23 protein-coding genes are annotated in these 24,442 nt (G+C 64.6%); 14 read left to right on the top strand and 9 right to left on the bottom strand.

Annotated features, from left to right (window positions below):
* Window positions 1-109: 109 nt before the first annotated feature.
* From FJ548_RS28800 to FJ548_RS28790, 3 genes are all read right to left on the bottom strand, one after another.
* Window positions 110-397 (bottom strand): GIY-YIG nuclease family protein, encoded by a 288-nt coding sequence (locus FJ548_RS28800; protein WP_140779664.1) that lies wholly within the window; start codon window positions 395-397, stop codon window positions 110-112.
* 109 nt (window positions 398-506) lie between these two features.
* The gene (locus FJ548_RS28795; RefSeq protein WP_140779663.1) at window positions 507-1,859 is read right to left on the bottom strand and encodes a VpsF family polysaccharide biosynthesis protein; all 1,353 of its coding nucleotides are present in this window, start codon (window positions 1,857-1,859) and stop codon (window positions 507-509) included.
* A gap of 1 nt (window position 1,860) precedes the next feature.
* On the bottom strand, window positions 1,861-3,930 hold the full coding sequence (locus FJ548_RS28790) for a Wzz/FepE/Etk N-terminal domain-containing protein (RefSeq protein WP_140779662.1): 2,070 nt from the start codon (window positions 3,928-3,930) through the stop codon (window positions 1,861-1,863).
* Between the two features lie 332 nt (window positions 3,931-4,262).
* On the opposite strand from FJ548_RS28790, the gene FJ548_RS28785 reads away from it, so the two are divergent.
* The 9 genes from FJ548_RS28785 to FJ548_RS28745 all read left to right on the top strand — a co-directional run bounded on the left by FJ548_RS28785 (window position 4,263) and on the right by FJ548_RS28745 (window position 17,563).
* Entirely contained in the window at window positions 4,263-5,774 is a 1,512-nt protein-coding gene (locus tag FJ548_RS28785; RefSeq protein WP_140779661.1) for a formyl transferase, read from the top strand.
* A gap of 90 nt (window positions 5,775-5,864) precedes the next feature.
* Window positions 5,865-7,073 (top strand): NAD(P)/FAD-dependent oxidoreductase, encoded by a 1,209-nt coding sequence (locus FJ548_RS28780; protein WP_140779660.1) that lies wholly within the window; start codon window positions 5,865-5,867, stop codon window positions 7,071-7,073.
* A gap of 239 nt (window positions 7,074-7,312) precedes the next feature.
* Window positions 7,313-7,513: a hypothetical protein gene (locus tag FJ548_RS28775; RefSeq protein ID WP_140613215.1), complete on the top strand. Its 201-nt coding sequence runs from the start codon at window positions 7,313-7,315 to the stop codon at window positions 7,511-7,513.
* 900 nt (window positions 7,514-8,413) lie between these two features.
* Window positions 8,414-9,445 (top strand): hydroxyacid dehydrogenase, encoded by a 1,032-nt coding sequence (locus FJ548_RS28770; RefSeq protein ID WP_140779659.1) that lies wholly within the window; start codon window positions 8,414-8,416, stop codon window positions 9,443-9,445.
* Window positions 9,446-9,954: 509 nt separating this feature from the next.
* Complete coding sequence (locus tag FJ548_RS28765; protein WP_181168939.1) at window positions 9,955-12,483, top strand: patatin-like phospholipase family protein; 2,529 nt, start codon at window positions 9,955-9,957, stop codon at window positions 12,481-12,483.
* 641 nt (window positions 12,484-13,124) lie between these two features.
* Window positions 13,125-13,868 (top strand): helix-turn-helix transcriptional regulator, encoded by a 744-nt coding sequence (locus FJ548_RS28760; protein WP_140779657.1) that lies wholly within the window; start codon window positions 13,125-13,127, stop codon window positions 13,866-13,868.
* 48 nt (window positions 13,869-13,916) lie between these two features.
* Window positions 13,917-14,585, top strand: coding sequence for a GntR family transcriptional regulator (locus FJ548_RS28755; protein ID WP_140698817.1), 669 nt, complete (start codon window positions 13,917-13,919; stop codon window positions 14,583-14,585).
* Window positions 14,586-14,782: 197 nt separating this feature from the next.
* On the top strand, window positions 14,783-16,918 hold the full coding sequence (locus FJ548_RS28750; protein ID WP_140779656.1) for an acyltransferase family protein: 2,136 nt from the start codon (window positions 14,783-14,785) through the stop codon (window positions 16,916-16,918).
* A 336-nt stretch (window positions 16,919-17,254) separates the two neighbouring features.
* Window positions 17,255-17,563, top strand: coding sequence for a hypothetical protein (locus FJ548_RS28745; RefSeq protein WP_140698821.1), 309 nt, complete (start codon window positions 17,255-17,257; stop codon window positions 17,561-17,563).
* Between the two features lie 66 nt (window positions 17,564-17,629).
* On the opposite strand, the gene FJ548_RS28740 is transcribed toward FJ548_RS28745, so the two are convergent.
* The 3 genes from FJ548_RS28740 to FJ548_RS28730 form a co-directional block, all read right to left on the bottom strand.
* On the bottom strand, window positions 17,630-18,229 hold the full coding sequence (locus tag FJ548_RS28740) for a DUF6456 domain-containing protein (RefSeq protein WP_140779655.1): 600 nt from the start codon (window positions 18,227-18,229) through the stop codon (window positions 17,630-17,632).
* 155 nt (window positions 18,230-18,384) lie between these two features.
* On the bottom strand, window positions 18,385-18,762 hold the full coding sequence (locus FJ548_RS28735; RefSeq protein ID WP_140779654.1) for a hypothetical protein: 378 nt from the start codon (window positions 18,760-18,762) through the stop codon (window positions 18,385-18,387).
* Complete coding sequence (locus FJ548_RS28730) at window positions 18,683-19,300, bottom strand: DUF1376 domain-containing protein (protein WP_140779653.1); 618 nt, start codon at window positions 19,298-19,300, stop codon at window positions 18,683-18,685. The genes FJ548_RS28735 and FJ548_RS28730 overlap by 80 nt, the downstream gene beginning before the upstream one ends.
* Before the next feature lie 92 nt (window positions 19,301-19,392).
* On the opposite strand from FJ548_RS28730, the gene FJ548_RS28725 reads away from it, so the two are divergent.
* On the top strand, window positions 19,393-19,674 hold the full coding sequence (locus FJ548_RS28725; RefSeq protein WP_140698831.1) for a DUF982 domain-containing protein: 282 nt from the start codon (window positions 19,393-19,395) through the stop codon (window positions 19,672-19,674).
* 99 nt (window positions 19,675-19,773) lie between these two features.
* Window positions 19,774-20,082 carry a DUF982 domain-containing protein gene (locus FJ548_RS28720; RefSeq protein ID WP_226890694.1) on the top strand — a complete coding sequence of 103 codons (309 nt, stop codon included), beginning with the start codon at window positions 19,774-19,776 and terminating at the stop codon, window positions 20,080-20,082.
* Window positions 20,083-20,329: 247 nt separating this feature from the next.
* Here the strand turns inward: FJ548_RS28720 and FJ548_RS28715 are convergent, their stop codons facing one another.
* Complete coding sequence (locus tag FJ548_RS28715; protein ID WP_140779652.1) at window positions 20,330-21,034, bottom strand: GcrA family cell cycle regulator; 705 nt, start codon at window positions 21,032-21,034, stop codon at window positions 20,330-20,332.
* Between the two features lie 126 nt (window positions 21,035-21,160).
* Window positions 21,161-21,592 (bottom strand): hypothetical protein, encoded by a 432-nt coding sequence (locus tag FJ548_RS28710; RefSeq protein ID WP_140779651.1) that lies wholly within the window; start codon window positions 21,590-21,592, stop codon window positions 21,161-21,163.
* A 26-nt stretch (window positions 21,593-21,618) separates the two neighbouring features.
* Between FJ548_RS28710 and FJ548_RS28705 the strand changes: the two genes are divergently transcribed.
* A complete protein-coding gene (locus FJ548_RS28705; protein WP_140698842.1) occupies window positions 21,619-22,323 on the top strand; it encodes a helix-turn-helix transcriptional regulator in 705 nt (234 codons plus the stop codon).
* Window positions 22,324-22,516: 193 nt separating this feature from the next.
* On the opposite strand, the gene FJ548_RS28700 is transcribed toward FJ548_RS28705, so the two are convergent.
* Window positions 22,517-22,819 carry a hypothetical protein gene (locus FJ548_RS28700; RefSeq protein ID WP_140613580.1) on the bottom strand — a complete coding sequence of 101 codons (303 nt, stop codon included), beginning with the start codon at window positions 22,817-22,819 and terminating at the stop codon, window positions 22,517-22,519.
* 182 nt (window positions 22,820-23,001) lie between these two features.
* On the opposite strand from FJ548_RS28700, the gene FJ548_RS28695 reads away from it, so the two are divergent.
* Together FJ548_RS28695 and FJ548_RS28690 are read left to right on the top strand one after the other, a co-directional pair.
* Complete coding sequence (locus FJ548_RS28695) at window positions 23,002-23,364, top strand: hypothetical protein (RefSeq protein WP_140613581.1); 363 nt, start codon at window positions 23,002-23,004, stop codon at window positions 23,362-23,364.
* Window positions 23,365-23,589: 225 nt separating this feature from the next.
* Complete coding sequence (locus FJ548_RS28690) at window positions 23,590-24,168, top strand: flagellar basal body-associated protein FliL (protein WP_246678794.1); 579 nt, start codon at window positions 23,590-23,592, stop codon at window positions 24,166-24,168.
* Window positions 24,169-24,442 lie beyond the last annotated feature (274 nt).

Below are 24,442 nucleotides of genomic sequence, written 5' to 3'. Positions count from 1 at the left end.
TGGAAAAAAGAGCCCGAACGGTTCAGACTCGACCCGGTCCATCAAATGCCGGGACTAAACACCTAGGATCCATGCCGTGAACTGCAAGCGAGGTACCGGTGCAGAATGCTCACCATCCCGTGCCGCGAAAAAGCTCGAACCATTCCGGATTGGTCTTTTCGATCAAGTCGATCTTCCATTGGCGTGCCCAGCGCTTCAGCGACTTCTCCCGCTGTATAGCGTCAGTGATGTCGAAATATTCCTCGTACCAAACAAGACGTTGCACGCCGTAGCGGCCGGTGAAGCGTGCGCCTTGGCCAGACTTATGCTCAGGCATGCGACGGCCGAGATCATTCGTGACACCGATATAGATCGTGCCACGCTTTTGGCTTGCTGTCATATAGACATACCCAGTCATGCGTGACCTTAACTCGCGTGAATTCAGGTGCCCATTCTGTACCGCTGCATCCTTCGGCCAACGTCACGGCATGGATCCTAGGGTCTGCGCCGCGTCGCTTCGCTCCTTGCTACGCCCTAGGATGACGAAGCGCGGAGAGCGGCGTCGCCTGGCGCCCTCGCACCACCGCCCGCGCCGGGTACAGCGCCAGCGCGATCACCACGAACTTGGTCATGAGCGTTGTCTTCGACGCCAGGCTCTCGGAGGTGTTGAGCAGCATCAGCCAGCCGAGCATCGGCAGCCATATTCCCGGATGGCAGCGGCGTGCCACCTCATGCGTGAACAGCGCGAAACCGAACACCATCAACAGGGTGAAGAAGGCGCCCTGGTAGAGAACCATGCGGATGATCGGATTCTCTATGCCCTGTTCGAGGCCGCTGATGCGGCGCATACTCTCGACCAGGTCGATATCGGGCCCCACGATCAGGTCGCGCAGTTCCAGGTGCTGGAACAGATCGAACATCTCGACGCGGGCATTGGCGCTGCCTGAATCCGAAACGAAGCGCTCGAGCAGCGCGTCGAAGAAGCCGTATGAGGCCGCGAGCACGATAACGACCGGTATCAGCGCGGCGAGGATGAAGCCGAGCGCGGCGCCAAGCAGATTGACACGCCCCATGCGCAAGGTGCGCAGGCCCTGGATGAGGATATAGCAACCGCCGAGCATGATCGTCAGCACCATGGCGGAGCGGCCGCCGAAGGCGACGAGGGCCGCGCATTGCAGGCCGATCAGCCCAAGCCGCAGCGGCATCGACAGCGATTTCGAGCCGGAGAGCAGCGCCAGCACATAGATCGAGGTGATGGTGGCGTTGACGAGCGGATGCCCCTGAAGCGCTGTCGAGCGCAGATCGTTGGCGAACACCTCGCCGTCGAGGCGATACGGAAAGATCAGCGTCTTGGTCGCGAACTCGAACAGCGCCAGCAGCGCATTCGCCGTCATGATCGCGTGTACCACCGTTTGCAGGCGGGCGAATGTCTTCTCGTCGTTCTCGGCCAGCATCAGCACCAGCAGCGCCGGCGTCACGAACGTGTCGATCATGCCGGCCATGCCGGGGCGCTGCCGGACGATGACGACGACAAGCAGCACGATCGACATGACCGCCAGCAGCGCGCTGGCCGGCCGCCTGTCGGCGACGGTCACCACGTAACCCATCGGGTTGCCGAACGTGCAGGCGCGCCAGGCGAACATCAGCACGAGCAGATAGGTGGAGGGATGGATCTTGGTGGCCGGATTGCCGGTCAGGCCGTCATAATTGTAACCCACCAGCCACAGCATGCCGCCCGAAATGCCGAACAGCAACGCCACCGCCGCGACCAGGCCATAGCCGGTCACCCAGTCCATGGAATTGCCGGCGGCCGCCGGAACCGGAACGCCCCAGCCGGCTGCCGGGGTGGCGGCCCGGACGGCAGGCCGGCTGGCGGTCATGTCAGGCTGCCTCGTCGACCAGCATGGCGGCGGTCGGCAACCGCCCCATGACGGAAATGGCCTGCGAAGCCGCCGTCACGTCGTGCATCGGCGTCGCGTTCAGCGTGGCGACGAGCACGATCTCGTCGACCATGGCGACCAGCGGCGAGACGTTGAGATTGTCGGCCAGCGCGCCGCCGTCGACGACGACGAGATCGAAACTGTGGCCGGCCTGCGCCAGCATATGCTGCGTGAAATAGACGCCCTGCGCCTCCGAGACGCCAGCCTTTGGCCGGCCGCCGCCCAGAACCGCGACATTGCTGCCGGGTGTGCGCTGGCTCAGCGCCTCGAAGGCATATTCGCCGCGCAGCACGTCAAGCAGGCCGGGTTGCGGCTCCTTTTTGCCGCTGCCGGCATTGCTATCGATGAACAGCACACGGCTGCCCCTGGCAGCGGCGGCATTGGCGAGCAGGCGCGCCACCCGGCCTCGTTGCGCGGCATCCAGCGGCGGCGACGTCACCAGGATCGACGGCACCAGCGGCCAGTTCGGCGGCCGCCTGCTGGCGGCGAACAGACGCCTCAGCGCCAAGCCCGCGACCGCATCCGTCTTCTCTCCGGCCGGCGCGGCTGAACGGCCGAAAGGCCACCAGCGGCGGCGCGCTGTTTTCGCCGGCAGCACGCCCAGCACCGGTGCCTCGATGGCCGATTCCATCTGCGCGCGGGAAAGCACGGTCGGTGAGGAATATTCCGCGATCAGCGCCATGCCGGTGCCCAACCCCAGCCCGCCGAAGAGCGCGCCGATGAGCAGCAGCGGCAGCGGCGGCCAGCTCTTCTTCAGGGCGGGCATGGCATCGGAGATGATGCGCGCATTGGTGCTGTCGACATTGATCTGCTCGCGCGTCTCCTGAGCCCGCTGAAGGTAGGTGGCGTAGACGGAGCGCAGCGCCTCGAGGTCGCGCTGCAATTCGCGCAGCTTGACCGAGGCCTGGTCGGTGTCGAGCGACTTGCTCTTCATGCCCGCGACCTTGGCTTCCAGCGCCTGCTGATTGGCCAGCGCCCGCTCATAGTCGGTCTCGGCGGCGGCGGCGATGCGGGCGAGTTCGCGCGCAATGAGCGCGCGCGTGTCGCGAAGCTGCTGCTGGGCCGCGATCATCGAGGGGTGGCGTGGCCCGAGTTCCGTGCCAAGTTGCGAGACCTGGTCGACAAGCGTCGCCTCCTGCGCCCGCAGGCTCGAAATCACCGAGGAGCGCATCGCTTCCGAGGTCGCGTCCGGCGCGCCGCCGGACCGGCGCAGCTGGTCGACCTGCGCCTTCAGCGCCGCGGTGCGGCTCTGCGCGGCCGAGAGCTGTGTGTTGATCTCGGTCAGCTCCTGGTCGCTGACCAGATTGCCCGCCGCCATCACCATGTTGTTGGCGGATTTATAGGCCTCGACGGCGTTCTCGGCCTGCTGGACACGCCTGCGCTGCTCGTCGAGCCGCGCGGTGATTGATTTGGAGGCATCGGTGGCGGCCTGGGCGCGTGCGCTGGCCTGGTCCGCCAGATAGGCCTGCGCGATGGCATTGGCGAGCTTCGCCGCCTTGTCCGCGCTCTTGGCGGTGACGATCACATCGATGACCAGCACCTTGTCGGCGCGTTTCACCGCCAGCCGCCGGCGCAGGGCATCGAGCGTGTTCGCCGTCTTCTCGGTTTCGGCCGACCCCGAGCCCAGCAAATGACTCAACAACCCGCCCTGCCCGTTGAATTCCGGATCCTCGGTCAGGTTGGTGGCCTGAATGGCCCTCAGCAGCACGCCGGTCGACTGGACGACGGCGACCTGGCTTTCCACCATGGTGATGCCGCCATCGGGCGGCACGCGGCTCGGATTGACGTCGTTGGTGACCACCTGCAGGTCTTGCGGGTCGATGATGATTTCCGCCACCGAGCTGTAGAGCGCCGGCGTGAACAGCCCGTAGAGCAGCGTCACGAGGGTCAGCAGCGCGGCGGTGGCGAAGATCAGGAAACGGCGGCGCACCAATATGCGCTTCAGGTCACCCAGCTCGACGGTCGAGGACGCATAGGACGGCGCCGGCACGGGCTCCGGAGCATGTTGCATCACCTCCGGAGCGTGTTGTTGCGGCAACGAGAGCAGGGATGATTGCAAAGGTCGCTCCGACAACACTCCATGGGCCCGCAAGCTTAAATTGCGGCTTCAGCCTAGCTATTCCTCCAACCATTAAAACACTGTTAATTATGTTGGGAGCTCTTCTGATTTTTGGCACGGAGTTTGCGTAGTACAGGCACGGGCGTGCTGATACGGGCGTGGGCGAGCAGGAGACGGATTGAAATGGGTCAGCACTTCACTCCGGCCCATTCGTCCGGCCCTTGCCCATGTCCGGAATTCGAACACCAGCCAGATACCGAACACTGGAATGCTAAGGGGGCGACATGCGGATGAGCCTGCGCCTGGACAGCGAGTGCGTGCGTGCCTTTCACCTTATGCTGCTGCAGCGCCTCGCGGTGCTGCCGCATGTCGAGGTTTGCGTCGACGCAAGACCGGCCAGGGGCGGCATTCCAGGCAGCGCCGCGGCGCTGTTCCAACTTGAAACAGCCATCCACGGCCTGCCGGCGGACGGGCTCGCCGAGCGCCTGCCGCTGTCGGCGCTGGCGCCCTACCGCACACAGGCGCCCGCTCCGGCGGATCTCGTGCTCGACCTCTGCGGCGACGCGCATGTGAACGGAACGCGCGTCTGGCGCATGACCTATGACGGCGACGCCGGCGAAGCGGCCTTGCTGGCGTCGATTCTCGACGGCCGCACGCCGATTGCCCGCATCGAGGAGAACGGCACGGTCGTCGCCGAAGGACGCCTGGGCACGGAATATGGCGGCATCGCGCTGGCCTCGTTCCAGGACATGCTGGCGCGCACGGCAAGCCTGATCCTGGCGGCAATGACGGGCTCGGCGCGGGCCGTCCTGCCCGTCCTGCCCGAGCCGGCGCAGGCGGATGCTCTTCCGCAGATTCCCTCCACCGCCAAGCTCGGTGTCAGGGCGGGCAAGGCGCTGGCGCGGCGCATTGTCCAAAAAATCTACCACCTCTGCTACAACGCCCCGCACTGGAAGGTGGGCTGGCGCCAGACCGATGGCCGCGACCTGTTCGACCTGCGCGCGCATCCGGCATCGGGCTGGCGGGTGCTGCCCGACGACGGCAGCCGCTTCTACGCCGATCCGTTCCCGATCCTCTACCAGGGACAGGTAACCCTGTTCGTCGAGGACTATATCCACCGGCTGGGCAAGGCCATCATCTCCGCCGTGCCGTTCGGTCCTGCGGGGCCGATCGGCCGCCCGGAACCGGTGCTCGACCTGCCCTACCATCTCTCCTACCCCTTCGTCTTCGAGCGCGACGGCGAGGTCTGGATGGTGCCGGAAAGCTGCGCCAACCGCACGGTCGATCTCTACCGGGCGACAGCCTTCCCCGGCGGTTGGGTCAAGGAAGCGACGCTCTTGTCCGACATCGTCGCCAGCGATGCCACCCTGGTCGAGCATGGCGGGCGCTGGTGGCTGTTCGCCACCGTGCGCGATGGTGGCGGCGCCTTCTCCGACGCGCTGCACCTGTGGTCGGCGCCGGACTTTCGCGGCCCCTGGACGCCGCACCCCAAGAATCCCGTGCTGGTCGACATCGCCTCGGCGCGTCCGGCTGGCCGCATGGTGGAACGCAACGGCCAGTTGCTGCGCCCCGTGCAGGACTGTCGCAGGAGCTATGGCGCGGCCCTCGGCATCGCACGCATTGCTCACCTTGATGTGAACGGCATGGAGCAGGTGGTCGAGACGATCTTAACCCCTGGTGCGCTATGGAATGGGCGCAAGCTGCACACGCTCAACGAGGCGGGCGGGCTGGAATTCATCGATGGCTCGGCGATCGCACCGCGCTGGAAACAGAAGAGGCGACCGTCATTAACCTGAACATTGGCTACCACCAGTCACCCGTGCTGGTTGCCTGAGGTTGATAAGGGTCCGGAAGATATTTTCCACTACAGATTGTGGAGAGGGAAGATGACCAGCATAAAGGGCAGCGACGCGAACCCCGCCGAGACTGTCCCGACCGAAGTCGACGTGGCGATTGTCGGTGCCGGGTTGGCCGGCACGACCTTGGCAACGGTCTTGGGAAACGTCGGCCGCAAGGTAGCGCTGGTCGATCCGCATCGGACCCATCCCGACGAGTTCCGGGCCGAGAAGCTTGGCACGGACCAGACGCACCTGTTCGAGAAGCTGGGCCTCGACTCGATCGTGCTGCCTCTGATGACGTCGATGGACGATATCCATGTCTTTCGCCTTGGCCAGCTGTTCGCACGCGAGCGGCGCGTGGAATATGGTTTTTCCTATGGCGCGCTGATCAACGGCCTGCGCGCCGCCTTGCCGCCCCAGGTACCGGTCACCGTGGGCAAGGTCGCCGAGATCATGACCGGACCGGACAAGCAGCGGCTTGTCCTCAACACGGGCGCCATCATCGAGGCGCGGCTCGTGGTGGTGGCCACCGGCCACAGCGAGGCCGTGCGGCGCGCCGTCGGCGTCCGCCGCATCGAAGAATCAAAGGGCCATTCGCTTTCGATCGGATTCGACCTTGCCACCCCGCCGGACGAATGCGCCTATCAGGCAGTCACCTGTTTCGCCAGGCGACCGGAGGACCGCATCGCTTATCTCAGCGTGTTTCCCATCAATGGCGTCATGCGTGGGAACATGTTTGGGTACCGGGAGGCGGGCGAGCCGTGGACCAAGGCGTTCCGCAAGGATCCGCAGAAAATGCTTTGCGAAATGATGCCGGAGATCGCGGCTCAGTGCGGAAACTTCAAGATCAGCGGGCCTGTCGACATCAGGCCGATCGATCTGACGAGGACGGAAGGGCATCGGCGTGACGGGGTTGTGTTTGTCGGCGACGCCTTCTGCACGACCGATCCAACGCCGGGCGTTGGCATCGTGCGGGTAATGACCGATGTTGATCAGCTCCACTCTGTTCACATTCCGCGCTGGCTCGAAACGCCAGGCATGGCTGCTGACAAGATCTGCGCCTTCTATGACGATCCCGTCAAAATAGCCGCCGATGAGGACGGTATGCGTGTCAGCCACTATGCCAGGGCGATCACCACGGGCACCGGACTGGAATGGCGTTTCCGCCGCCTGCGCAACAACACGGCGCGCCAGTTGATGATCATCGGACGCAAGATGGGTTATTTGGGACTGCGCCGGGAGCCGGGCATGGCGTAAGGGACTTCCAGCTTTTCCCGCCATCGAAAGCAGAGGCGTCTTCCCTTCTCCCTCCGTGCGGAGCAAGGAAGCGCCAGCCTCTCGACCCAAGCCACTTCCACGAAAAACGTGTAACGGTTTTCCGCCTTGAATTGCGGTCAGGCAAGAGATCGATCGTAACGAAAAACAACCATCACGCGGAACAAGCGAGGCCCCGACAGCTTATGTCTTGAGGAGATCCGTTCTTGAGGAGATCCGTTATGGTCAAGAACATCGATCGCGCGTTGCAGGACGCTATTCTTGCCATGCGCATCCTTCGAAAATCCATAATCGATCACGGGCATCTAGACGCGATGACCGAATTCGACAGCTTGATCGGAGTGGCCATTTCAGAGGCAGAGCAACAGCTGATATCCATGCAGGCCAGATCGTCGAATGAGCGACCGATAGATGCGAGTTGACGACTGCCACCTGCCTGTATCCACTCGAGCACATCAAGCGATCACGAACGACCGCTCCAATATGGGGTGAAGGGCAAAACCCGACCTGCGTCCCGAGCTGCTATTGTTTCCTTTTTTGCGCCCGGTGCTCACGACGCAATCATCCCTGCCCGCGAAAGCAAAAGGCGCGATCAACCGACCGCGCCCTGGGGTTTCGCTTCGCCAGGCGAAAAGCGTTATGCCTGATCCGCTCAGGGCGGCGAATTCGAAAGACTGGGTGCAGCCGTGACGACCGACAACCGTTCACGCTTCTGCCAGCTTGGCTTCTCGTATTTCTTCATCGGATAGAGCCCTCCGCGTTGGATACGGCGCCAAAAGAACCGCTTCGCCGTGCGGTGTCAATTGTGCCAGGACACGCTGTCACAACATGGGTGGTGACAGCCAGGAGATCACCCGTCGCGGCGCAACGGCTGAGGTGGCACCGACCATTACGGCCGCGCCGGAGACCAGACGCGCGCGCCGCATCGCACTATTGCGAATCGGCCACACTGCCGGCTTTTCGGTCGAGCCGTGGCAGTGTCTTGCGTTGACAATCCCCGGTGGCGCGAGCAGGCTTCGGGTCTGAGGGAAAACTGGGGGACTAAAAGTGAAGAAGGCTTACCAGAAGCCGGTGTTGCTGAAGCGCGAGAGGCTTTCGGCCGTCACCGCTGTTTGCACACCATCGACCTGCCCTGTTTGAAACAAGCCGCCAGGTCAAGAACCTCCATCGCCCGCTGGCTCGGCCAGCGGGTTTTTTCATGCGCGATTGCCAGATGATGCGCCCGAACCGGCCTCAAATCGTTTTTTGGCGGTAAATCGGTCCATCGGCGGTATTCTCTCTTCCGTGCAGGCGTGCCTGAATAGCGCCGGGAGGAATCTGCCATGCCAAACAATGCTTTGCCGCTGGTGATCAGCGCGCCCGAACCACGCACGCTCGAGCTGATCTTCACGCCGGCGCAGCTGGCGCGGCTCAAGGCGCACTACCGCGTCGTCAAGACCACGGCCGACGGCGTCGCCGGACTGCCGGTCGACGTGCTGGCGCAGGCCCGTTACATCATCGGCCAGCCGCCGATCTCGCTGGAGACGCTGGAGGAGATGCAGGCGCTGCGCTGCGTCTTCAATGTCGAGACCAATCTCATCAACAACATGCCCTACGAGACGCTGTTCGCGCGCGGCATCCATGTCGTCACGACAGGCCTGGTCTTCGCCGAGCCGGTGGCCGAGCTTGGCCTGGCCATGGCGCTCAACCTCGCCCGCGACATCGTTGACGCCGATCTCGCCTTCCGCCAGGGCAAGGAATTGTGGGGCGGCGACGGCAACCAGACGGCGCGGCTGCTCTCGGGCGCCGATGTCGGCATTATCGGCTTCGGCGATCTCGGCCGCGCCCTGAACCGGCTGCTGTCGGGTTTCCGCACCCGCACAAAGGTCTTCGACCCCTGGCTGCCGCCGTCGATCCTGATCGACAATGGTGTCGAGCCGGCATCGCTGGAGGACGTTCTGTCATCGAGCGATCTCGTCTTCGTCGTCGCCTCGGTGACCTCCGAGAACCAGGGCTTTCTCGGCGCCGATGCCTTTGCCAGCATGCGCAAGGGCGCCGCCTTCATCCTGCTCAGCCGCGCCGGCATCGTCGACTTCCCGGCCTTGATGGCGGCGGTGAAGAGCGGCCACATCGTCGCCGCCAGCGATGTCTTCCCGGAAGAGCCATTGGCCCGGGATCACCCGGTGCGCGCTTTGCCCGGCTTCCTGCGCTCCGCCCACCGCGCCGGCGCGCTCGACATCGCCTTCAGGCGCATGGGCGACATGGTGCTGGAGGACATGGACCTGATCGACCGCGGCCTGCCGCCCCTGCGCTCCAAGCGGGCCGAGCGTGAGACGGTGTCGAGGATGCGCTCCAAGCCGTCGGACAGGAATTGAGGGGCGAGCCTCGCGCGGCCCCATTGCGTCGGTTGTGCGTGATTTTGGCATCAGCGGCCGATCTCCCGGTGCCTGGACTGAACACAAGAAACCGCCGAAGCGCTGGAGAACATCGGAAGCTTTGCTGGCGCTCTCAACTCGGCTATTCGAGGACAGCGAGGCTGTCCTCGAAACCGAATGAGCGCAGATATCCCACCACAAGCCGCGTAGCCTCATCGACAAGGATTCGGACCGCTTCGGCGCTGAGTTTTTCAGGGCCGCTCAAAAACGGCGTATGCGCGGGGCAGCGGCACTCCAAGCCGAGCTTGACTGGAGTGCCGCATGGCCATCGACCCGGGCGGCGCTGCCAGACTTGACGAAGCCAGGCGCAACAAAAAGAACCGGTGTGCCAGTAAGAATGCCATGCAAGCGTCCCGCTGTGGACAACGCGCACAGCACGCGCTTTAGTGGCGCAAGGATATTTCCCTACAATACGGACAGCGTGCGGTTCCTGAATAATGGAGATCGGCGTGCCCCTGGATTTTATCGAGGTCTTCCGCCGCGAACTGAGCGCTGTCAATTTTCGCCGCATGCGCATCCGCGGCGGCGCCGTGGCCGAACACAGGGCAAACGGCACCGGCCAGGCCACCAGCCATTTCCTTGTCGATCGCGGCGATGCGGCGATCGACGAGGCAAGGTCCGACCCGGAACGCGGTGCGATCAGGACGAAGAAAGCCAGCAATCTTACGGGCATAGCGCTCTCGGGTGGCGGCGTGCGCTCGGCCTCCTACTGCCTCGGCGTGCTGCAGGCGCTGGAGTCGCTGGCGCCGGCGGGCAGTCCGCGCCCGCTCGATGCCGTCGACTATCTCTCCACCGTCTCGGGCGGCGGCTATATCGGCACTTCGGTCGTGGCCGGAATGATGCAGGACAGCCGCACATTCCCCTTCGAAAGCCGGCTCGACGAAGCGGAGACGCCCGAAACACAGCATTTGCGGGACTTCTCCAATTTCCTGGCGCCCAGCGGTGCCGCGGACTATCTGGTCAGCATCGCGCTGGTCATGCGGGGCCTGCTGGTCAACGCCTTGATCGTGCTGCCGGCCCTGCTGCTGCTTGCCGTGCTCACCATCGCGATCAACCCTACCGTAGCGGATCTGGTGAGGCCTGGCATTTTCGGCATTTCGGCGTCGAAACTGCCAATGCTCGGCGCAACCATGAAGTACTTCGCGCATACCGTGGTGCTTGCCGCGCTGGCGGCGTTTGTGATGTTCGGCAGCGCGCTCTACACGTCCCTCACCTTCCGCACCGGCTCGCTGAGGAGCCGCGAGATTCTCGGCCGCGCCCTTGGCGCGCTGGTTGCCGCGGTGCTCGCCTCGGCGATCATTGACATCCAGCCCCTGGTGCTTTCGGGCATGCTTGCGAACGCCAACGACAAGGTCATCAGTTCCACCGACCAGACATTCGTCCTGGCAGAGCCGTTCCAGGATTTTCTGTCAGCCTTCGCGAGCATTCTCCCCTCGCTTGCCGGCGTGCTCGTGCCGACGGTGGCGGTGCTGATTTCGGTTTCGCAAAAACTTGCCAAGCTCGCCGAGGCGGCATTTGGCGATGTGAGCTGGAGCGCGACAATCAAGAAGAACGGCAGCCGGCTCGTCCTCTACCTCGCCGCGGTGATCGTGCCGTTCATGCTGTGGGTGACGTACATTTACCTGAGCTATTGGGCGATCCGCAAAGGAGACGAGTGGTGCGGCGTGGAAACACCGGGCTGGCTGAAGACAGTCACGCAATGCGAAGCGGGCTGGTATATCGGCCCGCTTTCCCGGCTTGGCCCCATCGGCGCGACATATCTGGGCGCCGCTTTGGTCCTCTCGGCCATCTGCCTGTTGATCGGCCCGAATTCGAACTCGCTCCACAGGCTCTACCGCGACCGCCTCAGCCGCGCCTTCCTCATGCAGAGGAGCACGATAGGCAAGCAGCCGTCGGACTCGGTCGACACCTGGAAATTTTCGTCCCTGAAGCCGGTCGATGAGGCCGGAAACTGGAAGGAAGGGGCGGCCTTCTCGCCCTATCTCCTGTCCAATGCCGCCATAAACCTCGAGGGTTCGAAGGACCTCAACAAGCGCGGCCGCAACGCCGACAATTTCATCTTCAGCCCGCTGCATGTCGGCAGCCAGTCGACCCGCTATGTCGCCTCGACGGACATGGAAAAGGTGGTGCCCGACCTCAGCCTCGCCACGGCAATGGCGACGTCGGGTGCGGCGGCATCGGCGAATATGGGACGGCAGACAATAAAAATCCTTACGTTCAGCCTGTCCCTGCTGAACATCCGGCTCGGCTACTGGCTGGCCAACCCTTTCCGGATCGGAGCCTTCAAGAACCGCTTCAACCGCTGGATCGCGAATGTCGGCACCTGGTATTTCGCGGCGGAGACGACCGGGCTCCTGAACCAGAACCGGCTCAACGTCTACCTGACCGACGGCGGCCACATCGAGAACCTCGGCATCTACGAATTGCTGCGCCGCCGCTGCAAGGTGATCCTCGCGGTCGATGCCGAGGCCGACCCGGCGCTGACATTCCCATCGCTGGTCAATCTGGAGGTCATGGCCCGTATCGATCTTGGCGTCAGGATCGATCTGGGGTGGCAGGCGATTGAGGCCAACGCACTCGGCATAACGCCAACCGCGCCCTATGGGCCCGAAGGACCGCCTGGCCGGCGTGGCCCGCATGCCGCGATCGGCGTCATCAAATATGACGACGACGAAACAGGCGTCCTGATCTATATCAAGTCGTCATTGAGCGGCGATGAGAACGACTACATCCTCGACTATTTCAGGCGCCATCCCACCTTTCCCCACGAAACGACCGTCGACCAGTTCTTCACCGAGGAGCAGTTCGAAGCCTACCGCGCCTTGGGGTTCCATGCGGCACGCGGGCTTCTGACCGGCGCCGACCGCTACGGAAATCCGGTGGAGATGCCCAAAGGCTGGAAGGCTCAGGTCGCCGCGGCCCTGGCTCTGCTCAACGTGCCCAAAGCAATGGCGGCGGCGACAGCGGGCCACCTTTAGCTGGCCGGGATGCCAACTGGGCAAAGACGGTCGCGTCCATTGCGCCGCCCGAAAGGCGCGGGCTGGAACCTTTGCGCGGCGACCGCGTTGTGCAGCCGGATCGTCTCCCATTCGATCACTCCTCCAATCAACCCCCGCCAGGCTCCGGCCGGCGGGGTTTCTTTATTCCAGCCACGCCTTGACAAAATCCGGTCTCGGACGCTCTACCTCAGGCGTATCGGGACATGGGGGATTCACATGAAAAAGACCTATCAAAAGCCAGTTCTGGTGAAGCGCGACAGGCTGTCGGCGATTGCCGCCGTCGCCTGCCCCATTTCGCATCCTTGCGGCTGATCTTGGCACTCTTGCCAATCCAATATTGACGAGCTTGGGAAAGCCCGCTTCCCCTTGAGGGGCGGGCTTTCCGTCGTGATGGAACGATCGCCCCGCCGACAGGTTTTGCAAAAGGCCGGACGGTGGGAAGCCCGGCCTACTCCAGAAGGCCCGCCACGATTCGCGTCGGTGGCGGGCCTTTCGTGAGGCCCGTCCGCCGCGCCTCTTGGCCGAAGGTCCCATTCGCGCCGACGCGATGTTGTGCGAGATTGGCGAGATATAAGCCAACGCTTGAATAATGGTTCGGACATCTGTCGAGGGGCGGAGTCGTGCCAATCCGGGAGAATGTTGCCGCGAATCTCAGACGGCTGGTCGGCGGCCATGCGTCGGTGAGCGCCGCATGCCGCGGGCTGGGCATGAACCGCTCGCAGTTCGAGCGCTACCTGCAGGGCAAGAGCGTGCCCAACCAGGCCACGGCCAGGCTGATCTGCGCCTATTTCGGGATCGATGAGGACGAGCTGTACGGGGCGCCGCAAGCCGCGGCACCCGCACACCCGGATCTGCCGCCGATGCACCGGACGCTCTACGAGAACATGGTGCGTGGCCCTTCTCCGGCCATTGCGGGCGGCACCTATTTCACCTATTTCGCGGTTCCGGACCGTCCCGACCTTCTGATGCGCTCGGTCACCTTCGTGCGGCGCGAGGCCGAGCTGGTGACCTTCAGGCGCGTGACGCGGTGGACCGAAGGCCATCGGCAAGGCGGCGTGCGGGCGCCGGGCTGGCATTACGGCATCGCGATCTCGCGCCTGAACTGGATCTATTTCGCCGGCATCAACCGCCGCCAGACCGCGGAGCCGTCGATCGTGGCCGTGCAATGGGCCCCTTTCTCGGAGCCGGTCCTGGTCGGCAAGGCCTTCGTTTTGACCGGAGCCGGACCGGTCTGCGTGCGGGTCATCATGCGCCAGGAACTCGGCAGGATCAGCCTGAAGCAGGCGATGCAGATGTCCGGGATCGTCAGCCTCGACAACCCGCGCCTCGACCACCTTGTGGTAAGCCTCCTGCGCGAGGGCTAGAGTGGTGCTTCCAGCCGGCGAGGTTGGCCCGAGACAACAGGGGGCGCAATGCTCAACAGCTTCGACTATGGCGGCAAGGAAGCCGACACCGTGCACGCGCTGGAGGAGGATATCATCTTCGGCCGGCTGGCGCCCGGCACGCGCCTGGTCGAGGATGTGCTGCTCGCCCGCTTTCCGGTCTCGCGCCACGCCATCCGCCAGGCGCTCTACCAGCTAGAGCGGCTCGGCATCGTCACGCGCGAGCGCAACAAGGGCGCCATGGTGCGCCGGCTCTCGCCCGAGGAGGTGCGCCAGATCTACGAGGTGCGCGAAATGCTGCAGCGCCAGGCGGCGCTGATGATCCCCCTGCCCGCCGGCGATGCGCTGATCGAGGAACTGACGCGGATCCACCGCGTCTACAGCAGCCATGTCGACAGTGGTTATCTGAGAGGCATCCACGAGGCCAATGACCGTTTCCACCTGACAATGTTCTCGGCCTGCGGCAACGCCTATCTGGTGTCCTCGATCGAACACTACATGCGCCTCAGCCTGCCGGTGCGGGCCAATTCGCTGGCCGACAGGGAAAAGCTCGAAACATCGCGCCAGCATCACGCGATGATGATCGAGGCGCTGCAGCGCCGGGACAATTGGGTGCTGGCGCAGCTCTGCGTCGACCATCTGCAGCCGAGCAAGGCGTTTTATCTCCAGGAGATCGAGACGAAGGCTTCGGGCGGCTAGGAAGAGATCGCCTCGGCCGGCCCGCGACTGCGATCCCTGCCTGCACACGACCGGCCGCTGCATGTCAGCCATCACCATCAATTTCCTCCCGCTTTCCTTTTTCCGGCCATGTTGCACTGCGAAAAGTCTGCTGCATTGCGATATCGGCCGTCTGGCCGGCACGCGGGGCGGGCTGGGCTTGCACGAAAGAAACCATCGTGTCGGCATCGTTTCGGCCAGATATACAGGGCTTGCGCGCGCTGGCGGTCGGCGGCGTCGTTGCCTATCATTTCGGCCTCGCCGCACTGCCCGGTGGCTTTGCCGGCGTCGACATCTTCTTCGTCATTTCCGGCTGGCTGATATCGACGCACCTGATGCGGGAGATCACCGAGACCGGCAGGCTCGACCTCTGGCGCTTCTATGCCCGCCGCGCCCGGCGCCTCCTGCCGGCCGCTTTGTTCGTCATCCTGGTCACGCTCGCCGCCGGCTATTTCATCCTGGCGCCGCAGGAGCAGGCGCTCTATTCGCGCGGCGCCATGTTTGCGTCGGCCTATGCCATCAATCTGTGGCTGCTGCGCTGGTCGTTCGACTATTTCGCCGCCGATGCCTTGAGCAATCCCTTCATCCATTTCTGGTCGCTGTCGGTGGAGGAGCAGTTCTATCTCGTCTGGCCCACGCTGCTTCTGCTCGCTGCCTGGCTGCGTCCGGGAAAGCGCATGGCGGTAGCGGTGATCGGCGCGGCCGGCCTCGCCTCCTTCCTCGCCTGCCTGTGGCTGACCAGCGCCGCGCCGGCCTGGGCCTTCTATTTCTCGCCGCTGCGCGCCTGGGAGTTCGCCGCCGGCGGCCTGGCGACGCTGGCACCGGCGACCCTGTGGCGGCACCGGCTGGAGCGGTTCATCGTTTCGCGGAACCGCCGAACCGCTCCGGTTCTTTGTCCTGACGCGATTGCGGACGGAAAACCGTTTCACACCTTCCCTGGAATTGCTCGATGGCTGCGCGCGGTGCAGGGCTGGCTCGGCCTGGCGCTGATCGCGGCGGCTTATCTTGCCTTGAGCGAAGACCTGCCCTTCCCCGGCTGGTACGCGCTGTTGCCGGTCGCCGGCACGGTTCTGGTGCTGCTGAGCGGCGCCGGCGAAGAGAACGACAGCGAGACCGCCAGCCCTGCCCGCTGGCAGGCGCTGGCCCCCGCTTCCCTGCTTTCGCTGCCGCCTTTGCAATGGGTCGGCGCGCTCTCCTATTCACTCTATCTCTGGCACTGGCCGGTCATCGTCTATGCCGGAATGCTGGTGCCGGATCTCACCGTCGCGCAGCGCCTCGGCTGCGGCGCTCTGGCGCTGGCGCTGTCGTTCCTCACCTATCATCTGATCGAGAACCCGGCGCGGCGCGGCGGCTGGCCGATAGCGGACGCCCGAGCCTTTCGTTTTGTAGCGATTGCTGGCGCAAAACCGCTTCGCACTTTTCCTGCAATTGCTTTGGCTCCCGCATTGGCGCTGACCGGCGCGGGCGTGGCGGTGGCCTATGCCAGCGCGCACCTGGCCACACGCAATATCGACCCTGCCCAGCGCGGTATCGAACAGGCCGCCGAACAGCCCTCCATCGCGCGCGCCCGCGACGCCAACTGCCTGCTCGACTTCCACACGGTGAAACCGAAGCCTTGCGTGTTCGGCCCGGCGGATGCCGCCCACACCATCGTGCTGTTCGGGGATTCGCATGCCGACCACTGGTCGACGCCGCTGGTCGCGGCGGCCCGGCGCAACGACACCAAAGTGGTCACCTATCTCAAATCCTCGTGCCGCGCCTCGCGGCTGTCGACCTTCAACGCGGTGCTGAAGCGCGACTACACCGAATGCGACGCCTGGCGCGAACAGGCGATAGCAGACATAATCCGCCGCAAACCGCGGCTTGTGGTGATCTCGGAATTCTCGATCGGCAACCTGACCCGCGACATGCCAGCCGCCGGCCGCGAGGCCGAGACCGCGCGCTGGCAGGCAGGCCTGCGCTCCACACTGCAGGCCTTCAGCAAAGCCGGCGTCGAGACAGCCGTCATCCGCGACACGCCGATCGGCGACAGCTTCGCCGATTCCTGCGTGGCCCGTGCGCTCTGGTGGCGCAAGGCGCCCTCGCGCTGCGACACGCCAAGAACCGAGGCCGCCAATGACAAGGCCGCCGCCGCCGAGCGCGCCGTGGTGAAAAGCGTGCCTGACACGCTCTATGTCGACCTGACCGATCGCTTCTGCGGCCCCACCCAATGCCACGTCTTCATCGGCGGCAAGCTGGCGTTCCGCGACCGGCACCATCTGGCCACGGCGTTTGCGGAGACGCTGGAAGGCCCGCTGGAAAAGGCGCTGTTTTAGCGGGTGCGATATCCCTTCTCCCCGCTCACGGGGGGAAGCTGCCGGCAGGCGGATGAGGGGCAGCGCCAGCGTGGCAGGACTTGCGAGCAGGATGAGATTGCTACGTCGGTTCAGATGCCAAGCAGCGAGCGGCTGCGCCGCCCCTCTGCCCTACCGGGCATTTCTCCCGTGAACGGGGAGAAAGAAGCTCGCATCGGCGCTTTCGCCAGTCTCGGCGCTAACCCCAGGAACGCCCGCCCGGACATCCCGCCCGGTGTCTCCTGCCTTACCCGCGAATCCATGGAACGAGGCCGCGTCTCAGGAGTTATATTAGGTCAACCTTGAAAGGAGGTAGCAATGAAGAAGCTCCTGCTTGTCTCGGTTATCGCCATTGCTTCGGCGGCGGCGATGATCGCCCCCGCTAGCGCCCGAAGTCACGTCTTCATCGGCATCGGCGGCGGCTATAACGACTATTACGGCAACGACTATTACAACGGTTATGGAGATTACGGCGGCCGCTACTATGGTCCCTATCATGCCTATGACGCCTACGATGAAGGCTACAGGCCCCGTTATTACCACCGGTACCACCGTTGCCGCGTCGAGCTGGTCAACCATTGGCGCCACCACCACAGGGTCGTCGAGGAAGTCCGCGTCTGCGGATGATTTGATCTGATCGAGTGAAACCGATCCGGCCGGCATCGTCGGCCGGATCATTGCGGCGGGCGATTTCTACCCCACCCGCCTCATCATCATGCCATAGTGCACCGCCAGCAGGTCCAGCCCGATCTTCAACAGTTTCGTTACCACATCGCGCCCCTCGCCGGTCTGTTCGGCCAGGCTCTTGATCGAGCCGCCGGCGCAGCAGACTTTCTGCACCACCACGGCCACCTCCCAATGCCCGAGCGCCCTGGTGGCGGCGGCATGCGCGCGGCCGGCGTCGAGCACGCTGTCGGCGATGCCGCCGCCCTGGCGGCCGCCATCGACGCGCTCGGTCCAGCGCATCGGCTTCACATCAGCCTGCTGGCTGCACTGAAAATCCTCGCGGTAGCGCTGGCCGGCTTCGCGCTGCTGGCGCGACAGCGAGGTGATGCCCAAAAGCGGATCGACATTGCGCACCCGCACGATGCCGCCGGTGGAGGTGTGGCCGTCGTTCGACACCTCGTAGACGCGCCGTGCCTCCAACGTACCGACGGTCAGCCGCTTGCGGCCGAATTCGTCGTCCCTGAGCGCGAAATCATGGCCGACCTCGCGCCGGATGCGCACCTGCTCGGCCTCGCCCTTCGGCAGTTTCGGCGCTTGCGGTTTGGCGGGTTTGGTCTTTTTGGGCATGGGTGGCTCCTTGCTGTTGGGTGTTCGAGTGGGGCTTTGCAGAACCTGGGTTCCTCGCCCCCGCGAGCGGGGGAGAGGTGGCCGCGAAGCGGACGGAGAGGGGGCGGCGCCGACAGCAGACGTTGTTTCAGGGCTGGGCGTTCAGCGATCAATTCTCAACCGGCTTTGACTTCGCCGAGGGCGTCCCCCTCTCCGTCCCGGCTTCGCCGGGCCACCTCTCCCCCGCTTCGCGGGGGCGAGGAATCCAAGACTTGCGAGGCCGCCCGCCGCGCCATCAGTTCACGCATCGTGCGCCTCTCCCGCACCTCGATGCAGAGCTGGGCGCTCGAAGGGCAGAACTGGGCATTGCCGCTCCTCACCTCGCCGCGCGCGAAGCGCTGGATGGCGGCCTGCAGGTCGCACAGGTCGGCGTCGCGTACCGCGCCGAGATAGCCGCGCATCTGCATCTCGACATCAGTCAGGGCGGATTGCGGGAAGCATGAGAACATCGCGGCCAGCGCCTTCGTCGCCTGCTGCAGTTCGGCTGCGGTCATGAATGCGGATCTCCTCGATGATGGCATTGGCGGCGTCGGCGTGGGTTTTCGGCCTGATCCAGCCGGCCGGCTTTTTCGGTCCGCGCGGCGGACGCTGCTCCGTCCTTTCCCGTGAAAGACCGGAAGCTTTTTCATTCTGGTTTCTGGAGTCTGGAAGATGCCGCGGCAAAGAACCGGCATTTGGTGCCCCATGTGCCTTTGTTTTCAAGGCGGTGGCGGCGCCGCCGCGCGCGCCGGCGGCGGTCCTCGCCTCGCTTTTGGCCTTCGCCTTGTGCAGCTCTTTCGTCAGCCGCTTGTGGCCGATCTCGCCCGCTTCGCGATCGAAGAAGGTCAGGAGATCGGCGCTGATGACGCGCCATCTTTTCAGGGAGAGCCGCGCCACCCGCGCCAGCTTGGCATCATTGTCGGGCAGCCGGCCGCCGGCGTTCCACATCGCCATCAGGATGAGCATGTAGGCGCCGATCTGCTCGGTGGAGAGTTGAAGCGTGTCGCCGACGAAATCGGAGACGTAGAGCTGCATGAAGGGCCGTTCGCTCATGCTGCCTCCCGCGCCGCGCGCACGGTCCGCCCGATGGAACCAGCCGTCGGCCCGTACGTTATGACGCCACCACGCCAAGGGGAGGTTTGCCGATGACGGCTTTCATGCCGGTTACCCTGCGCTTTTGCGACAACAAGACCATGCTGGTCGGCTCGGTGGCCGACGCCGCGACCGCGCTGCGGCACCCATGGCCCGACAAGACCGCGCCAGCCTATCTCGACGCGGCACGGCTGGTCAGACTCGCGGTTGAGGGCAGTTGCTGCCCGCGCACGGCCTTCGAGGCCTTCAGCAAGGCCGCCAGGCAACAGGGCATATTGGTGGTCAGGCCGAGAAGCCGCGCGCACGACTGGCTCGACGCGGCCGCCAGCCCTTGAAGCCGCCGCAGGAGCGATGCAACCGCCTGCCGGCCTCGCGCGTTTATGAGCGTTGGCTTGAAAGCCGCGCGCAGACCGAAGGTGAATGTCGTGGGTACGATGAAAACCGGAGTGCCGCTCAAAGTGTGCCTGGACGGGCATGTCGAGGAAATTGACAATGTCAGCGATGCCGCCGACTTCCTGCAGCGCTGGCCGATCGAGCGGCGCGGTCATGTCTATCGTAGCGCGCTCAACGCCTGCAGCGCGGCAATCGCGGCACAGATATCGGAATCCGATGCGATAAAGGCGTTCACCGGCTTCGCCCGCGTCACCGGCATCCTGGTTGCCGACAGCGGGCCGGCCATGAGACTGGAACCCCGCCCGGTGCAGAGCCGCATGCCCAAGCAAGGTCGGCAGGCGCCGAAATAGGGTTCCGCCTCTTTCTCCCCGTTTACGGTTAGAAATGCCCGGCAGGGCAATGTGGGGCGGCGCCGGCGCTTCGGTAAGTGGCATCTGAATCGGATGCTTGAAGTTCATATCGTCCTCAACCCCGCCTCGTCAGCACAGCCCTCATCCGCCTGCCGGCATTCGCCGTTTGCGAAGCCAGGCAATTGGCTCTTCGTCCGCCGCGCGGACTAGGTCTTTCCTCCCCTATAGGGACGGGGAGTAGGGAAGCTCACCCCGCCTCGCAAACGCGGCGGCGAAAGCGCGCCTGGTGATAGCCGCAGTAGCTTTTCATCGCCTTGGTGCGCATGCCGCAGCACAGCATGTCGGCGCCCGGCCGGCCGCCCGGCGCATCGTCTTCAGGATCTTCTTCGAGCGTCAGGTCCAGCGGCGCGCGGCAGCGGCCGAACAGGCAATCGATGAAGCGCATCGCCACGCCATGCGGCTGGCGGCCGATCGGGCCGCGCCGCGGCGCCGGCACCTTGAAGCGATAGGCTTCGCCGTCGGCGATCAGCACGCCCACCTCGCGCACGAACAGGCGCGGCGGCAGGCAGGCCGGCGAGCCGTCGTGCCTGACCCCGGCCAGGGCCTTGCGCGTGGCGGCGCCCTTGCCGACAGGCACATCGGCACCCTTTTTTACGGCGGCCGCCTTTCCGGCGGCCTTGGCCTTTGTCCTTCCGCTGGCCTGCGTTCCGCCAGTCCGCTTGTCCTTCGCCCGTTCGCCGGCAACCTGCCTGGCCGCCGGCGGCATGCCCTTGCCGTTGGCAAAGCCGATCGCGCCCAGCATGGCGTTGCGGTGGACGATGCCGATGATGGCGTTGCGCGATACCGGGCTGCCGCGCAGTGTGCTGAACGCCGCCGCGATCTTCGATGCCGAAAGCCCTTCCTTCAGCCAGCGGGCGATCTCGTGCAATTCGGCGTCGCTATAGCTTGCCATGTCCAGGCTCCATCCAGGGGTCCGCCTTCGGCCGCGCTTGAAAGCGCGCCGTCGGCCAGGCGTCAGGGTTCGGGCCCGGTCGGGCCACGGTCGGGTTGTCGGTTCGAAAGCCGGCTTCCGCCGGTGTCAGCCGGAGCGGATCGATTGCCCGGCGGCGACGCGCGCAAGCCGCGCCTCCGCCGTCTTTCTGTCGGGGGCGGAAACCGCCCTGCCCGTCATCGGCTCGAACAGGATGACGGTGCCGTCCTGCGTGCGGATGCAGGAGCGCGCGGACGGACCGGCGGTAGGCTGGTCTAAATGGGGGCCGGAGCCGAGGGGAGCGGCGGCTCCGGCCGTTCCGGCCACCGCTGACGGGCGGACCGGACCCGAGGCATCAAGGCTCTCGGGCTTCGCCCCGGCCGGGGAGGAGGACGGCCGGAACGGAAGGGGATGGGCGGCGACTTCAGTCGCTGGATGCGCCTCACGGGAGGCCGGCGCCGCGGCGCCATGAAAGCTGGACAGGTTCTGCATGGCCAGATATAAGCATAACTCAAAAATTGATGCAAGCCATTCTTTCATAGACGAGAGCAGCTTTCATCGCTCACATGGGCGCCATGGCGAAAACGGAACTGTCGATCAAGGTCGGGGCGGCGATCCGCCAGGCGCGCAAGCAGCGCGGGCTGGTCATGCGTCACATTGCCGAGCACAACGACACCGATGTCGCCGCCGTCGGCAATTGGGAAACGGGGCGCAACCTGCCCAAAACCGAGAATCTTCTGAAGACCGCGGCCTTCCTGCGCGTCGACCCGGTTGCGCTCGGCAAGGGCGAGGTCGTCTTCCTCGACGAGGCTGGCCCGGTGGCGGACGCCGAGATCGTCACCGATGCCGGCCCATTGCCGGCCGGACCGATGGACATCGAGCTGCTCGGCGCCGCCGTTGGTGGCGACGATGGCGACTTCACCTTCAACGGCGAGGTCGCCGGCTATGTCCAGCGTCCGCCAGGCATCGCGCATCTGCGCAAGGTGTTTGCGCTGCACGTGCTCTCCGATTCCATGGTGCCGCGTTACGAGCCCGGCGAAATGCTCTATTGCGGCGGCCGCGACGCCGTGCCCGGCGACCACGTCGTGATCGAGACCTTCCCGGAAGAAAACGAGCGCAACGGCAAGGCCTTCATCAAGAAGCTGGTCAAACGCACCGCGGGTGAGCTGGTGGTCGAGCAGTACAATCCGCCGAAAACCCTGACCTTCAACCGTTACGCCATCAAGCACGTCTGGCGCGTCATCCCGCTGAAGGAATTGCTGGGGTATTAGCACCCTCGCTTTTCGGCATGGGTCTGCGCCGCGTCGCTGCGCTCCTTGCTTCGCCCTAGGATGACGAAATTACAGGCTTGGGAGCCAATCGCAAGGAACTGGGATCGCCAGCCAATATATCTTAGCGCCTTGAACCGGAACAGATGGAAGCACGACTTCGCGGATTGGCCGAAGCCTCCCTCCCCTCGCCCACTCAGGCCCGCCTGGATCCCTCCAGCGGCACCTCGCGGTCGCTCAGAATCCGCGCTTCGCTGCGCACACGCTGGCGCTCGTCGATGAATGCGGCCTGGATCGACACCGCCGTGCCGGGCAGCCCTTCGGCGCGGCAGGCGGAGCAGACGATGCGCCGGGACAATGCGGCCAGCGGCGTGTTTCCCGTCACCCCGAACCGCTTCAGCTGATCGGGCCGCCACCATCTGTTGCGGCCGCAATCGGCGCACTCCACAGAGATCGAGGCAACCTGCGCGATCACTGGTTCCCTGCCTGGCAATGCCATCGCCCCTCCTGCTATTTGTTCCTGATTTGTTCTTATATTCCTGTGTTTTGAGCCGGGAGTCGAGTCGCAGTTTCAAGACTTTCCCAAAAGTTTCCCTTCTGCATTTTTTTGAGTTATGCTTATATATACTTGCAAATGTGAGTCGGGGCATGAACAGCCCGGCATCGGATCCGGGAGCAATGATGGATGCAGCCGATTTCGCCCGCGCCTGCGGTTACACCGGCGACAGCCCTGCGTTGCTCGAAGCCTTCGAGGCGATCCGCTGCAACGGCATTGCCCATGCCCGCCAAGACCATTTCAGGCGCAAGGCCGTCATCGACGACCTGAAACAATCCGAGCCGCTGTTCCTGGCCGCGATCGGCCCGGCCCTGTCGGCGGACGAAGCCATCGAGGACGCCGCCCGTTTCATCGCCTGCTGGCGCAACATGCCGCGCTGGCGACAGGAGCGGCGCCTGCCCGATCTCACCAGGGCCAGGCAGCAGCGTGTGGTAGCACGCTTCTTCCGCCGCTACGGCCATCGTCTATGGACGCTCGCGGCGGCCTGAAATGCGGCAGCCAGGGTGATGGGGTCTGATGATGTCGGAAAACATGAGGGTCCTCACGATAGACAGAATCACCAGCGCCTCGTTTCTTCCAGCATCCCTGGTCCGTCTCGACGCTTCGCGCCGATCCCCTTTCTCCGCCAGGGAGGAAGGCAAAGCGCCCCCGGCCCTGATTCCGTCTAATTGATGCGTTGACTGGTGGCCACCAAACCGCCCGAAGGACCCGCCATGAAACGCCTCGTTCTTGCCGTCCTGTGGATAATGACGCTCGCCTTGTCCGCTCATGCCGCCGGCGACACCACGACCGGGCTTGCCGACACCACGGTGCTGATCGTGCGGCATGGCGAAAAGCCCGACAGCGGCCCCGGCCTGTCGCCGCAGGGCGAGGCCCGCGCGCAAGCCTATGCAGCCTATTTCCAGACCTTCATGCTCGATGGCGTGCCGTTCCGGCCCGATATGCTGGTGGCCAGCGCCGATTCAAAAAACAGCGCGCGCGAGCGGCTGACGCTGGTGCCGCTTTCCGAAGCGCTGAAACTGCCGATCGACCAGCGCTTCGCCGATAGGGAAGCTCAAGGCCTCGTCGCCGCGCTCGCCAGCGAAACCCATGGCAAGTCGATCCTGATCGCCTGGCACCACGGCCAGCTGACCAAGCTCATCAAGGCGTTCGGCGCCGACCCCAAGGCGCTGCTGCCGAACGGCAAATGGCCAGACGACGAGTTCAACTGGGTGGTGGTGCTGCGCTTCGACCATGCGGGGCAGCTCATTCCCGACTCGGCGCACATCGTCGAGGAGAAGTTGCCGGGTTGAAATAGCCAGGGCTCATGCGAGGCACCCCCCTCTGTCCTGCCGGACATCTCCCCCGCAAGGGGGGAGATTGGCAATTTCGTCGGCATCGCTTCTTCTTCAGCATTGACAATTAGCGAAGGCAGTCATGGCATTCGATCTCCCCCTTGCGGGCAGGGCAATCGCATATGGCTTCTTGCGAAGAGGAACCCCCACCCTAACCCTCCTGTTTGTGCCGGAGACAAGGTGGACAGGTGTTCGGGGACATCGTGGACACATTTTTTCATCATGATGAGAC

The organism is Mesorhizobium sp. B2-4-17 (assembly GCF_006441275.1).
In the GTDB taxonomy this organism is placed as follows: domain Bacteria; phylum Pseudomonadota; class Alphaproteobacteria; order Rhizobiales; family Rhizobiaceae; genus Mesorhizobium.
Note: the sequence above shows the minus strand (reverse complement) of the source record. Positions and strands in the feature narration are given on the sequence as shown.